The following is a 15,705-nucleotide window of genomic DNA, read 5'->3' on the forward strand; positions in this document are numbered from 1 at the left end:
GTGAAATATTCTTCCTACCTTTTCTTGACACGTACGTTAGATTAGGGTAAAATTGACATACAATATATTGTATGCTAAACTATAATTAATTATAAATTAATACATATTGGTACAAATTTCATTAAATTATCTAATTTTAAATATTAATTATTAAAAATATAATTGAAAGTGGTGATATAAATGGGCAGAAGGTATTTATTTACCTCAGAATCTGTAACAGAAGGTCACCCTGATAAAATCGCTGATCAGATTTCTGATGCGGTACTTGATGAGATACTGAGTAAAGATTCTCAGGCCAGAGTTGCCTGTGAAACTTTTGTTACAACCGGTCTGGTGCTGGTATCGGGGGAGATTTCTACTGATTGTTATGTAGATGTTCCCCATATTGCCAGAGAAACTATCAAAAAAATAGGTTATGACCGGGCTAAGTATGGATTTGATGGGGATACCTGTTCTGTTTTAACAGCTATTGATGAACAGTCACCCGATATTGCAATAGGTGTTGATAAGTCCCTGGAAAGCAAAGTAGGGATAGACGAAAATCAGTTGGGTGCCGGGGATCAGGGGTTAATGTTTGGCTATGCCTGTAATGAAACCCCCGAACTTATGCCTTTACCTATTATTCTGGCTCATAAGCTGGCCAGAAGGCTGGCTGAAGTTAGAAAAAAGGGGATTCTACCTTACCTGAGACCTGATGGTAAAACCCAGGTTACAGTAGAATATGAAGACGATCGACCAGTTAGAATTGATAAAGTACTGGTTTCAGCTCAGCATCATCCGGATATCAGTTCTACCCAGATTAAAGAAGATATTACTAGACATGTTATAAATTATATAATTGACGAAAACCTGAGGGATGATAGGACAGAGATTTTAGTAAATCCAACCGGTCGTTTTGTTATCGGTGGTCCTCATGGTGATACTGGTTTAACCGGGAGGAAGATTATTGTAGATACCTATGGTGGTATTGCCAGACATGGGGGAGGTGCTTTCTCCGGTAAAGACCCGACAAAAGTTGACCGGTCTGCAGCGTATGCAGCCCGGTATGTGGCTAAAAATATTGTAGCGGCTGGTTTAGCCGACAGATGTGAGGTTCAACTGGCCTATGCAATCGGGGTGGCCCGGCCGGTATCAATCATGGTTGATACCTTCGGGACAGGGAAAGTAAGCCATGATATCCTGGTAAAATTAATAAATGAAAATTTTGATTTAAGACCGGCCAGTATCATAAGGAACCTGGATTTACGCAAACCAATTTATAGTAAGGTCGCTAAATATGGTCACTTCGGTCGCTCTGATCTGGATTTGACCTGGGAGAGGACCGATAAAAGTGAGGCCCTGAAAGCTGGTGCAGAAACCTTGGCAGGAAGCAAAATACCGGAGGATTAATTCCTTCGGTATTTATATTGTTTAAATATGATTAAATTGTGGTTGGAGATGGGGGTGAGCTCTTGTCTAACAATTCAGGTGGGGTTAGTGTAATTGACAAAAATACCATAAAAAAGGGTTTAAAATATGCAGTAGTAATCAGTTTAGTAATTTCGGCCCTCATTGTATTATTAACATTTGATAAAGCCAGTTTTGAAAGAGCACTGGCCAGTATTAACCCTCAGTTTATGGGGGTCTTATTGTTTCTTCTCCTTATAAACTGGCTGGTAGCAGGGTTAAGAATTAAAATACTGGTAACCACAGTTGGTGGGAATATAACTTTACTTGATGGTATAATTATATATCTATCAGGTGCTTTTGTCTCAAATGTCACCCCGTTTGCTACCGGGGGTGGGCCCTTCCAGGTGTATTTCCTCCATAAAAAAGGGTTGAATGTGGGTAAGGCTTCTATAGTTGTTGTTACCCAGTTTATTTTAAGAATTTTTTTCTTTGGTATTTTAACACCATTATTTTTAATTTTTTTCAGGTGGGCTATTTCACCGGGAATTATTCCTGATTATCTTTTTTATACTGCTTTTGGTTTTGGAATTTTATTTTCCACAATTATTATTATCTTTAGCCTGGTACCAGGGGTTACTGATACATTATTGAATTATCTTTTCAGTATAGATAAAGTTAAAATGTTTTTTAAGAATAACCAGAGGGCCAAAAGATTACTTGTCAAGGCCAGACAGGAGCTATATGATTTTCGTCGTTCTCTGTCATTACTGGCAAAATATAAAGGGAGGCTTTTACTGGCCGGGTTGTGTACTGCCCTATACTGGAGTACTTTATTTATGATAATGCCGATAATACTCGGTGGGTTAAATTTAGAACCTCATTTTTTCAGGTCTTATATTATGCAGACAATATATTATCTGGTAATTCCATATATGCCAACACCAGGGGCCAGTGGAATAGCAGAAATTGGTTTTGCTTCATTATTTGTTTCCTTTATTCCTGGTGATCTTATCGGTCTGGTTACCTGTATCTGGAGATTTATCACTTTTTATGTCGTTTTAACAGTTGGAGGTATTTTTGCCCTCCGGGAAATAACCAGAAGTAGGGGTCAGGAATCATGAAGAAATATGCCAGGGTTGTTGTTGATATAAAGGCTCCCGGTCTTAACCGTTCGTATGATTATAAGATACCGGAAGATCTGGAAAATAAAATAAGTATTGGTACTGCCGTAAAAGTACCTTTTGGAAAGCAGATTATAACCGGTTTTATAACCGGTTTTTCTTCTCAAACGAGGGTTGAATCAGTAAAGATTAAAGAAATTATGAATATAATATCTGAAGAACCCCTTTTTGATAAAAGTATGTTAAAATTATTTGCATGGGTAGCTTCTTATTATAAAACATATTTGATAAATGTAATTAAAATAGCAATTCCCACCGGTCTTGTTTCTGGAAAGGTCGGCAAAATTAAAAAAAGATATGTTAAATTGTTACTTGCTGAAGAGGAAGCCAGGCGGGTTATTGAAAAAATAAATACCAGGGCTCCCAAGCAGGCCCTGGTTGTGAAGGTATTAATGGAAAACGATAATATTGATTATACTGTAAGTAAACTGGCTGAAACAGCCGGAACCTCTCCCGGTACTGTCTACAGGCTCATAGAAAAGGGCTATTTAGGGTATGTTAAAAAAGTTAAAATAAGAAGACCTGATTTGGGAGAAAAAGAAGATGTTAAGCCGGTTAAACTTACTCCGGTTCAAAAGCAGGTCATTGAGAAAATTGAAGACAGTATAGAAAAGGGAGTCCCAGATACTTTTTTACTACACGGGGTTACTGGAAGCGGTAAGACCGAGGTTTACATTAATACTGCATCCAGGGCAGTAGAACAGGGTAAAGGTGTTATCATTCTGGTTCCAGAAATATCCCTTACTCCTTTAATGGTCAGGCGTTTTTATAACAAATTTGGGGAACAGGTAGCTGTAATGCACAGTAACCTCTCACTGGGAGAAAGGTATGATGAATGGCGTCGTCTAAAAGAAGGAAAGGCTAAAATAGTTATCGGGGCCAGATCAGCTGTATTTTCCCCGGTCAGGAATCTGGGATTAATTGTTATTGATGAAGAACATGAAAATTCTTATAAACAGGGAGAAAATCCATATTACCATGCCCGTGAAGTAGCTGTTATGAGGGGTAAACTGGAAAATGCTTCAGTGGTATTGGGGTCTGCAACTCCATCACTTGAAAGTTATTACCGGGCCCGGAAGGGATTTTATAAATATTTGTCGCTACCAGAAAGGATAAATCAGGAAAGACTCCCACCGGTTGAAATTATAGACATGAGAGATGAATTGAGACAGGGTAATACCAGTATTTTTAGTAGATCACTGCGGGATGCAATTAACAAAGCCTTATCAAATAAGGAGCAGGTGATTATTTTTTTAAATAGAAGGGGTTATGCTAATTTTGTACTTTGCCGGGAATGTGGCCATGTTATAAAGTGCAATAATTGTGATATTTCTCTTACCTACCACGCTGACGAAGACCTGTTAAGATGTCATTATTGTGATTATACCAGGGGTAAACCTGATAAATGTCCCCTGTGTGGTAGTAAATTAATTAAAGAGTTTGGAATAGGTACGGAAAAACTCCAGAATGAACTGGCTAATGAATTTGTCGGGGCGCGAGTTGATAGACTTGATGTGGATACAACAACGAGAAAGGGTTCCCATCACAGGATATTAAAGAGATTTGAGGATGGGAAAACTGATATTCTGGTAGGGACACAGATGGTGGCAAAAGGGCATGATTATCCTAATGTGTCAGTGGTTGGTGTAATTTCTGCAGATACAATCCTCAATTTACCTGATTTTCGTTCTTCTGAAAGAACCTTTCAACTTTTAACCCAGGTAGCCGGAAGGACAGGGCGGGGTTCTAAACAGGGACGGGTTATTATTCAGACCTATAACCCTGACCATTATAGTATTAAATCGTCTAGTCATCACAATTTTAGAGAATTTTATCGTCATGAGATTAGGTTAAGACATGCATTAAATTATCCTCCCTTTTCTCTGTTAGTAAATATAATCATAAGTGGGTTAAAGGAGAAAATTGTAGTCAAGAAAGCTCAAAAATTATATAATTTTTTAATGCAGTATAACCAGCAAATAAATGAAATGCTCGGGCCTGCTCCGGCCCCTGTTTATAGATTACGAAAAAAATACAGGTGGCAGATAATTCTTAAATTTAAAAGCTATAAAAAGAGGAATCACGTTTTGTCTGAATTACAGAAATCTTTCTTACCTGACCAGGGTAGGAATGTCAACATTATTATTGATGTTGATCCTGTTAAAATGATATAATTTGTTAGGGAGGTGGCGTTAGTGCCAGTTTTACAGATTAGAAAAATAGGTGATCCTGTTTTAAGAAGTAAAGCTAAGCCTGTTACAGAAATAACAAAAAAGACTCTTAGTTTAATAGATAATATGGTTGAAACCATGTACCAGGCCGAAGGGGTTGGTCTGGCTGCCCCCCAGGTTGGGGTTTCAAAGAGAATTATTGTTGTGGATACCGGGGAAGGTCAGGGCCTGATTGAACTTATTAACCCTGAAATTATAGAAACCGAGGGCAAAGATATTATGGAAGAAGGTTGTCTGAGTGTACCAGGACAGACTGGAAAAGTTATACGTGCCAGCAAAGTTACGGTTAAGGGTTTGAACCGGGGCGGGAAAGAAGTCAGGATCAGGGCTGAAGGTTTTCTTGCCAGGGCCTTTCAGCATGAAATTGATCATCTAAACGGAATTTTATTTATTGATAAAGTGGTCAGGATTGGAGAAGAAATGATTTAAGAAGGTGGTATTGGCATGAATATAGTGTTTATGGGAAGTCCTGATTTTGCAGTACCCGGTCTTGAGAAATTGTATAATGAGCCCGGTATAACAATAAAGGCTGTGGTCACCCAGCCTGATCGAAAAAAAGGGAGGGGCCATAAGCTAAGGCCTACTCCGGTAAAACAGATGGCTCATAAACTGGGATTAAAGGTGCTTCAGACTGACAATATAAACCGGGAAGAATTTATTACTAATTTAAGGGATTTAAGTCCAGAAGCTATTGTAGTTGTTGCCTTTGGACAGAAGTTGGGTAAAAAGGTTCTTGAATTACCATCTTACGGGTGTATAAACTTACATGCCTCTTTGCTTCCCAGATACCGGGGAGCCAGTCCGATACATCGGGCTATAATAAATGGTGATAAGGTTACTGGGGTTACTACCATGTATATGGATGAGGGCTGGGATACAGGAGATATTATATATAAAAAAGAAGTCAAAATAAACAGAGAAGATACAGCAGGTACCCTTCATGATAAACTGGCCAGTATCGGTGGGGATTTACTGGTAAAAACCCTTAATGATATTGAAAAGGGTGTTGCTCCCAGGGAAAAACAGAGTGAAGATAAAGCCAGCTATGCTTATAAAATTGACAGAAAAATCGGGGAACTGGACTGGTCCAGAAGTAGTGAGGATATATTTAATCTGGTCAGGGGGGTAAATCCCTGGCCCGGTGCCTATACCACCTGGAAGGGTAAGTTGCTTAAAATCTGGTGGGTTGAACCCCTGAAGTTAACAGTGACTGAGAATGATAAAAAGATGGAAGCAGGGGAAGTAATTACAGCCAGTCAGGAGGATGGTATAATTGTGAAAACCGGGGATGATGCTGTAAAAATTATTGAATTACAGCTGGCTGGAAGAAAAAAAATTACTGCTGACAAATTTGTTTTAGGTTATAATATAAAAGAAGGAGATAAACTTGGCTAAAGGAGGTATGTTTTATGTATATGCCCTTTTTCTATGATCCGACTGCCATTCTTTTGATACCGGCTATTATTATTGCCATCTATGCTCAGGTTAAGGTTAAATCTACTTTTAATAAATTTAACAAAATCAGGTCACAGAGTGGTTATTCCGGGGCTGAAATTGCCAGGAAAATACTTATAAGTAGTGGGATAGATGATGTTTCTGTTAACCAGATTCAGGGTCATTTAACAGACCATTATGACCCCAGAAAAAAAGTCCTGAACTTATCACCTGAAGTTTATTCAGGTAGATCACTGGCAGCCCTGGGGGTTGCTGCCCACGAGGCAGGTCATGCTATACAGGACGCCAGGGACTATAAACCCATGAGAATAAGGGCGAGTCTGGTTCCTGCTGCCAGTATTGGTTCCAGCTGGGGCTTACCGCTGGCTGTATTCGGGTTTTTTATGCAGTCAAGATTTATGATTGGACTGGGTCTTATAGTATTTACAGCAGCAGTCCTGTTTCATATTGTTACTTTGCCGGTTGAATTTAATGCCAGCAACAGGGCTATTCAGATTCTTAACAGGGGTTTTTTGAGTAAAGAAGAATTGAATGGTGCCAAAAAAGTTCTGAGAGCAGCGGCATTTACCTATGTTGCAGCGACGCTTGTAGCTATTATAAACCTTTTAAGAATATTAATATTATTTGGTATGGGCAGGGATGAGTAATAGATGCCGTTATTAACAATATTTTTTCTATTTCTCATTATATTCATGGCTCCATACTTAATTTTACCATTATTCCTTTTTATAGGCCTGCTCTTGCTTTTAATTCCCTTTAAATTTACTCTGGATTCTATTTTTAATCTGATCACAGTTCCTGTACAGCTTTATCATATCGCTACCAATCCTGTATTACGAAAAAATCACGGGCTGGAACATGCTACAGTTAATGTCCTCGAGAGGGAATTTGGTTATAAAAACCTGGCTGGTTATGCCGAAAATTCAGGTTTTTATATTATTGGGGCTGATAATGTACACCTGGTAGAAGAAGCTGCCCGTCGTGGCCTACGGTTAATGAGGTCTGGTTACAGTGATTTAGCTATTCATCGCAGGTGTGGGACCAGTTTAACGGTAGCTAATTTTGTATCAGCGGTTATTTTCCTGTTACTTCTGTTTTACACTGGATATTTTAGTCTCTTTTATATAATTATGGCCATTATTATAGCCAATATTGTAGCTAAACCGTTGGGTATGTTTGTCCAGCAATACTTTACAACTACATCAGATGTAGGGGATATACAGATAGTCAGGGCAGAGTATGTTAATATGGATAATTTCTGGAACCAGCCCGTTAAAATATTTGTCCATACCCGACAGATACCGTATATTAATTAAATTTTTAGTTTATAAATATAATAAGGGTTATGTTAGGAGATATTTTTATGTCAATATCAAGAAAAGTAGCAATTAAGGTATTAATTGAGATTGATAAAGGGGCATATTCAAATTTAGTTTTGAATAAAGAATTAAATAAGGTTTCAGATAAAAGAGATAGGGCCTTTATTACAGAATTAGTATATGGAGTTTTAAGACAAAAAAAACGACTGGATTATATGCTATCCTGTTTTTCAAAACGCCCCCTGAGAAAAATGGATAATGAAGTATTATCAGCTTTAAGGGTCGCGCTGTACCAGATCGAATACACCGATAGTGTACCAGCCCGGGCTGCAGTTTATGAAACAGTTGAAGCCCTCAAGTCTTTTACCGGACATGGTGCTGTTAAATTTACAAATGGGGTTTTGAGGTCTTATCTCAGGAATAAAGATAAAATAATCTTTCCTGACCGGAATCAAAACCCGGTAAACTTTTTAGCAAACTATTATTCTTATCCAGAATGGATAATTAAAGAATGGATTAATAAATACGGGTTTAAAGATACAGAAAGGTTATGCCAGTATCTGAATGATTCACCACCGGTTACGGTACGGTACAATCGGTTACAGGTAGATCAAAAACGTTTTCTTGAAGTTTTTAAAAAATATAATATAGAGGTTGAAAGTACTACTGTTCCTGATTGTTATGTTGTTAACAATTTTAATACTATTAAAGACCTGCCTTTATTTAAGGATGGAGGTTTTATAGTCCAGGGGCCTGCTGCAACCCTGGCAGGTTTTGTTTTGGGCCCGGACCCCGGGAACAGGGTACTGGATATGTCTGCAGGCCCGGGTGGAAAGACAACCCATCTGGCAGAGTTAATGAATAATCGGGGAGAGATTATAGCCCTTGATATATATGAACATAAGTTAAAGTTAATCGAGGAAAACTGTAACAGACTCGGTGTTAATATTGTAAAGACAATAAAGGTTGATGGTCGTGATTACACCAGTCAAGAAAAATTTGATATGGTTTTAGTGGATGCCCCCTGTACCGGCCTTGGGCTTGTTGCCCATAAACCAGAAATAAAGTGGAATAGAACAGAGAATGATGTAAAAAAACTTCAGGAAATACAGAAGAGTCTTTTGCATAATGCTTTATCTCTGGTCAGGGATGGGGGATTTGTACTGTACAGTACATGTACTCTTACCCGTGCTGAAAATGAAGAAGTTGTTAATCAGGTATTACAGCAGACTGATTTTGTAGTATCCCCTGTTAATATGGAAAAAAGGCTGTCTGAAATAGGGTTTTCAGGTAAATTTAAAATAACCCCGGAGGGTTACCTGGAGTTCTTCCCCCCTGAAAGTAAGACCGAAGGTTTTTATGGCTAAATTACAAAAATATGGAGGAAATTATTGATGGAGACAAAAGAGGATTTGAAGTCATTAAGTAGAAAAGAGTTATTAATGTGGTTTGAAAAGAGGGGATATCCTTCATTCAGAGCCAGCCAATTGTTTAACTGGATTTACCGTAATGGGGTTGATGAATTCTCCAGGATGAATAATCTGCCTCTGGTCTTAAGGGAGGAGCTGGAGGAAAAAAGTTATCTTACTAAATTAAAGATAGTTAATAAAAGCAAAGCAGAAGATGGAACTGTAAAATACCTCTGGGAACTTAAAGATGGGGAAACTATTGAAAGTGTTTTTATACCCTATGAGGGAAGCCGTAATAGTGTTTGTATTTCGAGTCAGGTTGGTTGTTCACTGGGGTGTAAATTTTGTGCCACCGGACTAACTGGATTAATCAGGAATTTAACACCCGGGGAGATTGTTGATCAGGTTTTACAGATTCAAAAGGAAATTAGTAATGATAAATACGGGTCCCCCAGGGTATCCAATGTTGTTTTTATGGGGATGGGGGAACCCCTGGCCAATATGAAATCTGTCCTTAAAGCAATAGAAATCATGAATGATAGTAAGGGCTTAAATATTGGCAAAAGAAAAATTACAGTGTCGACCTCGGGATTGGTACCCCAGATCAAAGAACTGGCTGATAAAAAATTGCAGATAGTTCTGGCTATATCTTTAAATGCACCCAATAATGCGCTCAGGGATAAACTAATGCCTATAAACCGGAAATTTCCCCTGGAAAAGCTCCTTGAAGCTGTCAGATATTATACAGAGGTTACCAATAGACGGGTTACTTTTGAGTATGTTTTATTAAAGGGAACAAATGATTCCCCTGAACATGCTTTTCAGCTTGTAAATTTACTGAGTGATATTCATGGCCACGTTAATTTAATACCCTTTAATCCTGTTCAGGAAACAGAGTTTAAGAGACCTTCGAAGGAAACTGTTAACAGGTTTAAGGATATACTTATTAATAATGGTGTAGAAACCACGGTCAGGCAGGAAAGAGGTACCAGGATCGAGGCTGCCTGTGGTCAGTTACGCCGCCTAAATTATTAAAGGGGTGGTTTTTTTGCAGTATTCTGTTTTCAGTGATAAGGGAAAGGTCAGGGAAAAGAATGAAGATAATTATCTGATAAAATTAAACCCCATCCCGATTCTGGCAGTTGCTGATGGACTGGGAGGTCATAAAGCCGGTGAGGTAGCCAGTAAAATGGCTATCGATTTTATAAAAGAATACTCCTTTGATCCTGAAGGAGAATTACTTGAGGATCTTTACAGGGGGTTTTGTGAACTTAATAAAAAAATTATAAATTCAGCCAGAGAAAACACCTCATGTCAGGGAATGGGGACCACCCTCTCTCTGGGAATTATCTGGAATAATATTCTTTATATTGGTCATATTGGGGATAGCAGAATTTATTTATTTAGAGAGAATAAGCTAAAACAACTTACTACTGATCATTCCTTAGTAAATGAACTATTACAGGAGAATAAAATTACAAAAGAAGAAGCATATAACCATCCCCAGAGTCACATATTAACCCAGGCTCTCGGGACCAGTCCTGACCTTGAGGTAGAAACAAAAAAATTCCGGTTAACTGAAAAAGATTATTTGTTACTGTGTACCGATGGGTTAACCGATATGGTTCCTCCAGATGATATAAGCAAAGTATTTAGAAATGAGAATGACGTTGATGGTATTTCCAGGCAACTGGGAAAACTTGCTTTAAAAAGAGGCGGAGTAGATAATATAACTATTATTGTTTGTAGTATAAGCTAGGTGGGTGAGATTATGAAAGGAAAAGTTTTCAACAATCGTTACAAAATCATAAAAGAACTGGGCAAAGGTGGCATGGCTATTGTATACGAAGCCCAGGATCTTTTGCTTGATCGTCGGGTCGCTTTAAAGATGCTCAGACCCGAGTATGTCCATGATAAAGGTTTTTTGCGAAAGTTTCGACATGAGGCTAAAGCTGTAGCCCGGTTATCCCATCCCAATGTTGTTAATATTTTTGATATCGGGCAGGATAATGATTATCATTACCTGGTGATGGAGAATGTTAAGGGCAGGAATTTAAAAGAAATTATTCAAGAACGGGGAAGATTAAGTATTCAGGAAGCCCTTGATATAGCAAATCAAATCTGTGCTGCCCTCAGTGTTGCTCATGAGAACAATGTTGTCCACTGTGATATAAAACCTCACAATATATTATTGACTGAAGATAATCAGGTTAAAGTAACCGATTTCGGGATCGCCCGGGCTGCTACTTCATCAACTTTGACAATGACTAACACTATTATGGGTAGTGCCAATTATTTTTCACCTGAACAGGCCCGGGGTGGTGAAATTAAAACCTATTCTGATATATATTCCCTGGGTGTTGTCCTTTATGAGATGCTTACCGGGAAAGTTCCCTTTAATGGTGACAGTCCTATATCAGTTGCCCTTAAACATATTCAGGAAAATCCTAAAAAACCATCACTATTAAATCCTGAAATCCCACCTGAAGTTGAAAGAATTGTAATGAAGGCCATGTCAAAAGAACCGGAAGAGCGGTTTAAAAGTGCCCGGGAAATGAGGCAAAAAATAACAGCTACTTTAAAAAATTTAAAAAGTAATAACCAGGAATCCGATAAAACAATCGTTTTGTCAGATGATGGAGATACCAAGATATTGCAGAAAGTGGATCCTGTCGAAAAAAATGATAAAAGTAAAGGTAATGAAAGAGTATATTTAAGTAAGACTGATAATAAAGCTTCAAATAACTGGATGAAGTGGGCTTCCCTGATAATTGGAATCATATTTTTGGTGACAATGGGGGTTTTTATTTTTTACCAGCAATATATGGAAGTACCTATTGTTGAGGTACCTGATGTTGTGGGCTTAGAGATAGATGAGGCCCGGGAAGTCGCTGCCCAGGTTGGCCTGCATATTGAAAAACAAAACGATGTGCATCACCCGGAAGTTCCAGAATCACATATTATATCGCAATATCCAGTTGGTGGTGAAAGGGTACGCCAGACCAGAGTTATTATGGTTACCGTCAGTAAGGGGCCGGCTATTTTAAAGTCACCTGATTTAGTAAATAAAACCCTCAGGGAAGCGGAAGTTATCCTGGATAATCAAAATTTAAAAATCGGAAAAAAGGAATTTGTTTATAACGACGAATACCCCGAGAATGTAATTATTGAACAAATGCCAAAACCTGGTGATGAAATCAATGTAGAATCAACTATTGACCTGGTAATTAGTAAGGGAGCTAAACCCAGGATGGTTTCTGTGCCCAATGTTGTGGGGTTAAGACTCGAAGAGGCTGAAAAGATAATTGAAGAAAATGATTTAAAAGTTGGGGAGATTAATAGAGAATGGACAAGACGATTTATAAAAGGGCAGGTATCTGGTCAACAGTATCCGGTTGGTAAAAAAATACCTGAAAATAGTACTATTAATCTTACCGTAAGCCAGGGACTTATAAACGAAAAACGTTCCGAAGTCCATCTGGGAACCAGGGTTGATTTCTATGTTCCCCCTGGAGCGAGAGAGAATAAGATAGAGGTTGTTGTGATTGACGATAATGGTCGGGATGTTGCCTATCAGGGAACCCATAAACCTGGAGAAAGGGTTATACAGTATATAAATAGTGTCGGTACTACTACAATTGAGGTTTATTGTAATGGTGATTTGCTCGGCTGGGAAACAATAGATTGATAAGTATCGAGAGGGGGGTTTGATGAAAGGACTGGTAACAAAAGCCGTTGGCGGGTTTTTCTTTGTAGCTGATGAACAACAGAATATAATAAGAACCAGAATACGTGGTAAGGTAAAAAGGAAAGTATATCCAGGGGATTTTGTAAAAGTGAATGATGCCATGATAGAAAAGCTTTATCCAAGAACAAATTTGCTATTTCGACCTGCGGTAGCCAACGTTGACCAGGTACTTGTTATTCATTCTATTCAAAATCCTCCCTTTGCCCGTAAAATGCTGGATAAATTTCTAATTATGGTTGAAGCTATTGGAGTTAAACCAGTTATTATCATTAACAAGATTGACCTGAAGGTTCCGGATATTGAGCTTGAAAAAGAGATGAAGGATTATAAAGAAGAGGGTTATCAGGTTTATTTAATTAGTGTTAAAGAGAAGATGGGATTAAATGAATTATACCTTACTCTGGAGGAAAAGTTAAGTGTTCTGGCCGGTCCTTCTGGAGTTGGCAAATCTTCATTAATCAAAGCACTGGTTCCAGAGGCCAGGGTCAAAATTGGGGAAGTAAGCCAGAAATTAAAAAGGGGCGTTCATACTACCCGCCATGTAGAGTTATTACCAATAAATAAAGGGGGATGGATTGCCGATACACCCGGGTTTTCTGCCCTTGATTTACGTGGTATTCTTAGTGAGAATTTGAGGTTTTATTTTCCTGGACTGGCCCGTTATGAGGGTCAATGTAAATTCAGGGGATGTACCCATACCCATGAGCCTGGATGTCAGGTTAAGAAAGCGGTAAAGGAAGGTATGATTTCTGAAAAAAGGTATAATTCTTATCTGAATATATATCGAGATCTTGAAGAACGGGAGTGTTAGCATGGTAGAATTTGCGCCATCTATTTTATCAGCAGATTTTAGTAATTTAAAAGAGGAAGTTGCCAGGGTAAAAGAGGCCAATTATTTACATCTTGATGTTATGGATGGTATGTTTGTTCCCAATATTACAATTGGACCTGGTATAATAAAGAGTATTAGAAAACATACCGATTTGAAGTTTGATACCCATCTGATGATTGAGGAGCCTGAGAGATATATAAAAGATTTTGCTGAAGCCGGTAGTGATATTATTACTGTTCACTGTGAAGCTACTAAACATTTACACCGGCTTATATACCAGATAAAGGACCAGGGATGTCTGGCTGGAGTTGCTTTAAATCCAGCAACATCATTAACCAGAATAGAACATGTGTTAAAGGATCTGGATCTGGTTTTAATTATGTCCGTAAATCCCGGGTTTGGTGGTCAGAAACTGATTCCAGAAACTCTTAATAAAATTAAAACCATAAAACAAAAGATCAGGGAGTTAAATCTCAGTATTAAAGTTGAAATCGATGGTGGTATAAATAATTCGAATGTGAAAGATGTTTCCAGGACAGGGGTTGATATTATTGTGGCTGGTTCTGCTATTTTTGGTCAACCTGATCCAGGTAAGGCTCTGTCGGAACTAAAAGAAAGAGTAATATCTTCATAAATAATTGATTTTAATTCTTTACATTATTATAACAAATGTGTTATAATTAAATAAATGTAAAAAATAGAATAGGTTATTTTTACAAATGCTAACGGGATACGGTGAGATTCCGAACCGGTGGTGAAAGTCCACAAGCCATATTTATTATGGTTGATTTGGTGAAATTCCAAAACCGACAGTATAGTCTGGAAGGGAGTTAGCATTGAGCGGGTAATTTATACCTGTATATGACTAAATCCCTTCCCGGTACTGGAAGGGATTTTTTAATGTCATGAATCAGGCCCTCGTTCTGTGGATAGGGGATAAGGACTTTACTATATTGATGTATTAATAAAAAGTTGACTAAATAGATAAATATACTTAAAAAAGGAGAGTTACTTAATGGATAAAGATATTTATTACATGGAAAAAGCATTGACCCTGGCCCGAAAGGGGGTCGGTTATACCAGCCCTAATCCAATGGTTGGGGCAGTGGTTGTCAGGGATGATAAAATCGTAGGAGAGGGTCACCACAGGTATTACGGCGGGCCCCATGCTGAAGTATATGCCCTGGAGGAAGCAGGGGAAAAGGCGTTTGGAAGTACCCTTTATGTAAATTTAGAACCATGTAGTCATTATGGTAAGACACCACCCTGTGTCTTTAAAATTATTGAATCGGGTGTTAAAAGAGTAGTTATTTCTATGGTGGACCCTAATCCCAGGGTATCGGGCAAGGGTATAGAAATGTTAAAAAAAGCAGGCATTGAAGTAACGGTCGGGGTTTTAGAGGAAAAGGCCCGTAATTTAAATGAGGTTTTTATAAAAAATATTACAAACAGGATGCCCTTTGTATATTTGAAGATGGCCCAGACCCTTGATGGCTATCTGGCTACCTCTTCCGGAGATTCAAGATGGGTTACTGGTAAAAAAGCCCGTCAATATGTACACAGACTGAGACACCGGGTTGATGCTATTCTGGTTGGTATTGGTACAGTACTTAAAGATGACCCCAGACTTACAACCAGATTATCTGATGGTAAAGGTAAGGACAGTATAAAAATTGTACTTGATAGTAAATTAAAAATACCTCTGACAGCAAATATTTTAAACCAGGAAAATGATGCCCCTGTCATAATTGTCTGTGGTCACAGGGTAGATAGTCATAAGAAAAAGTCCCTTAAGCAACTTAAAAGTGTTGAGGTTTTAAGTCTTGATTTAAATGAGTATGGCCAGATCCCTATAAAAGAATTATTAATTAACTTAAACAAAAAAGGTATTTCCAGTTTACTGGTTGAAGGTGGTGGAAGAGTAAACTATTCTTTCCTGAAGGAAGGGTTTGTTGATAAAATGTTATTTTTCATTGCTCCCAAATTATTGGGGGGGAGTGACGGGGTTTCTGTTTTTGACGGAAAAGGGGCAGAAGTTATGGCAAAAGTAAAGAAATTAAAAAAATATAAAATTGAGGAAATAGGAGAAGATATATTGATTACAGGTACTTTATAATTTTGAGCAGATTACAAAAAAGGGG

The 15,705-nt window shown here is 38.1% G+C and carries 14 protein-coding genes and 1 riboswitch; all 14 genes read left to right on the plus strand.

All coding sequences use genetic code 11. The features are described from left to right. Positions 1-180 precede the first annotated feature (180 nt). Complete coding sequence (metK, locus tag HORE_RS05185; protein ID WP_012635927.1) at positions 181-1,389, plus strand: methionine adenosyltransferase; 1,209 nt, start codon at positions 181-183, stop codon at positions 1,387-1,389. A 62-nt stretch (positions 1,390-1,451) separates the two neighbouring features. After that, positions 1,452-2,510, plus strand: coding sequence for a lysylphosphatidylglycerol synthase transmembrane domain-containing protein (locus tag HORE_RS05190; RefSeq protein ID WP_012635928.1), 1,059 nt, complete (start codon positions 1,452-1,454; stop codon positions 2,508-2,510). Then, positions 2,507-4,744 carry a primosomal protein N' gene (gene priA / locus HORE_RS05195; RefSeq protein WP_012635929.1) on the plus strand — a complete coding sequence of 746 codons (2,238 nt, stop codon included), beginning with the start codon at positions 2,507-2,509 and terminating at the stop codon, positions 4,742-4,744. Before HORE_RS05190 ends, priA begins: the two co-directional genes overlap by 4 nt. 21 nt (positions 4,745-4,765) lie before the next feature. Further along, on the plus strand, positions 4,766-5,230 hold the full coding sequence (def, locus tag HORE_RS05200) for a peptide deformylase (protein ID WP_012635930.1): 465 nt from the start codon (positions 4,766-4,768) through the stop codon (positions 5,228-5,230). 15 nt (positions 5,231-5,245) lie between these two features. Further along, positions 5,246-6,196, plus strand: coding sequence for a methionyl-tRNA formyltransferase (fmt, locus tag HORE_RS05205; RefSeq protein ID WP_012635931.1), 951 nt, complete (start codon positions 5,246-5,248; stop codon positions 6,194-6,196). A 14-nt stretch (positions 6,197-6,210) separates the two neighbouring features. Next, a complete protein-coding gene (locus HORE_RS05210; protein WP_012635932.1) occupies positions 6,211-6,903 on the plus strand; it encodes a zinc metallopeptidase in 693 nt (230 codons plus the stop codon). A gap of 3 nt (positions 6,904-6,906) precedes the next feature. Continuing rightward, positions 6,907-7,572: a DUF6391 domain-containing protein gene (locus HORE_RS05215; protein WP_012635933.1), complete on the plus strand. Its 666-nt coding sequence runs from the start codon at positions 6,907-6,909 to the stop codon at positions 7,570-7,572. 47 nt (positions 7,573-7,619) lie between these two features. Continuing rightward, on the plus strand, positions 7,620-8,942 hold the full coding sequence (rsmB, locus tag HORE_RS05220; protein WP_012635934.1) for a 16S rRNA (cytosine(967)-C(5))-methyltransferase RsmB: 1,323 nt from the start codon (positions 7,620-7,622) through the stop codon (positions 8,940-8,942). A gap of 27 nt (positions 8,943-8,969) precedes the next feature. Then, a complete protein-coding gene (gene rlmN / locus HORE_RS05225; RefSeq protein WP_012635935.1) occupies positions 8,970-10,019 on the plus strand; it encodes a dual-specificity RNA methyltransferase RlmN in 1,050 nt (349 codons plus the stop codon). Between the two features lie 13 nt (positions 10,020-10,032). Beyond that, positions 10,033-10,743 (plus strand): Stp1/IreP family PP2C-type Ser/Thr phosphatase, encoded by a 711-nt coding sequence (locus HORE_RS05230; RefSeq protein ID WP_012635936.1) that lies wholly within the window; start codon positions 10,033-10,035, stop codon positions 10,741-10,743. A gap of 12 nt (positions 10,744-10,755) precedes the next feature. Beyond that, a complete protein-coding gene (gene pknB, locus HORE_RS05235) occupies positions 10,756-12,672 on the plus strand; it encodes a Stk1 family PASTA domain-containing Ser/Thr kinase (protein ID WP_012635937.1) in 1,917 nt (638 codons plus the stop codon). 22 nt (positions 12,673-12,694) lie between these two features. Beyond that, positions 12,695-13,543: a ribosome small subunit-dependent GTPase A gene (rsgA, locus tag HORE_RS05240; RefSeq protein WP_012635938.1), complete on the plus strand. Its 849-nt coding sequence runs from the start codon at positions 12,695-12,697 to the stop codon at positions 13,541-13,543. A 1-nt stretch (position 13,544) separates the two neighbouring features. Continuing rightward, complete coding sequence (rpe, locus tag HORE_RS05245) at positions 13,545-14,198, plus strand: ribulose-phosphate 3-epimerase (RefSeq protein ID WP_012635939.1); 654 nt, start codon at positions 13,545-13,547, stop codon at positions 14,196-14,198. Positions 14,199-14,281: 83 nt separating this feature from the next. Continuing rightward, positions 14,282-14,403, plus strand: a riboswitch (FMN riboswitch). Positions 14,404-14,579: 176 nt separating this feature from the next. After that, on the plus strand, positions 14,580-15,680 hold the full coding sequence (gene ribD / locus HORE_RS05250) for a bifunctional diaminohydroxyphosphoribosylaminopyrimidine deaminase/5-amino-6-(5-phosphoribosylamino)uracil reductase RibD (RefSeq protein WP_012635940.1): 1,101 nt from the start codon (positions 14,580-14,582) through the stop codon (positions 15,678-15,680). Positions 15,681-15,705 lie beyond the last annotated feature (25 nt).

The sequence above is a fragment of the Halothermothrix orenii H 168 genome (assembly GCF_000020485.1).
Lineage (GTDB): Bacteria > Bacillota > Halanaerobiia > Halanaerobiales > Halothermotrichaceae > Halothermothrix > Halothermothrix orenii.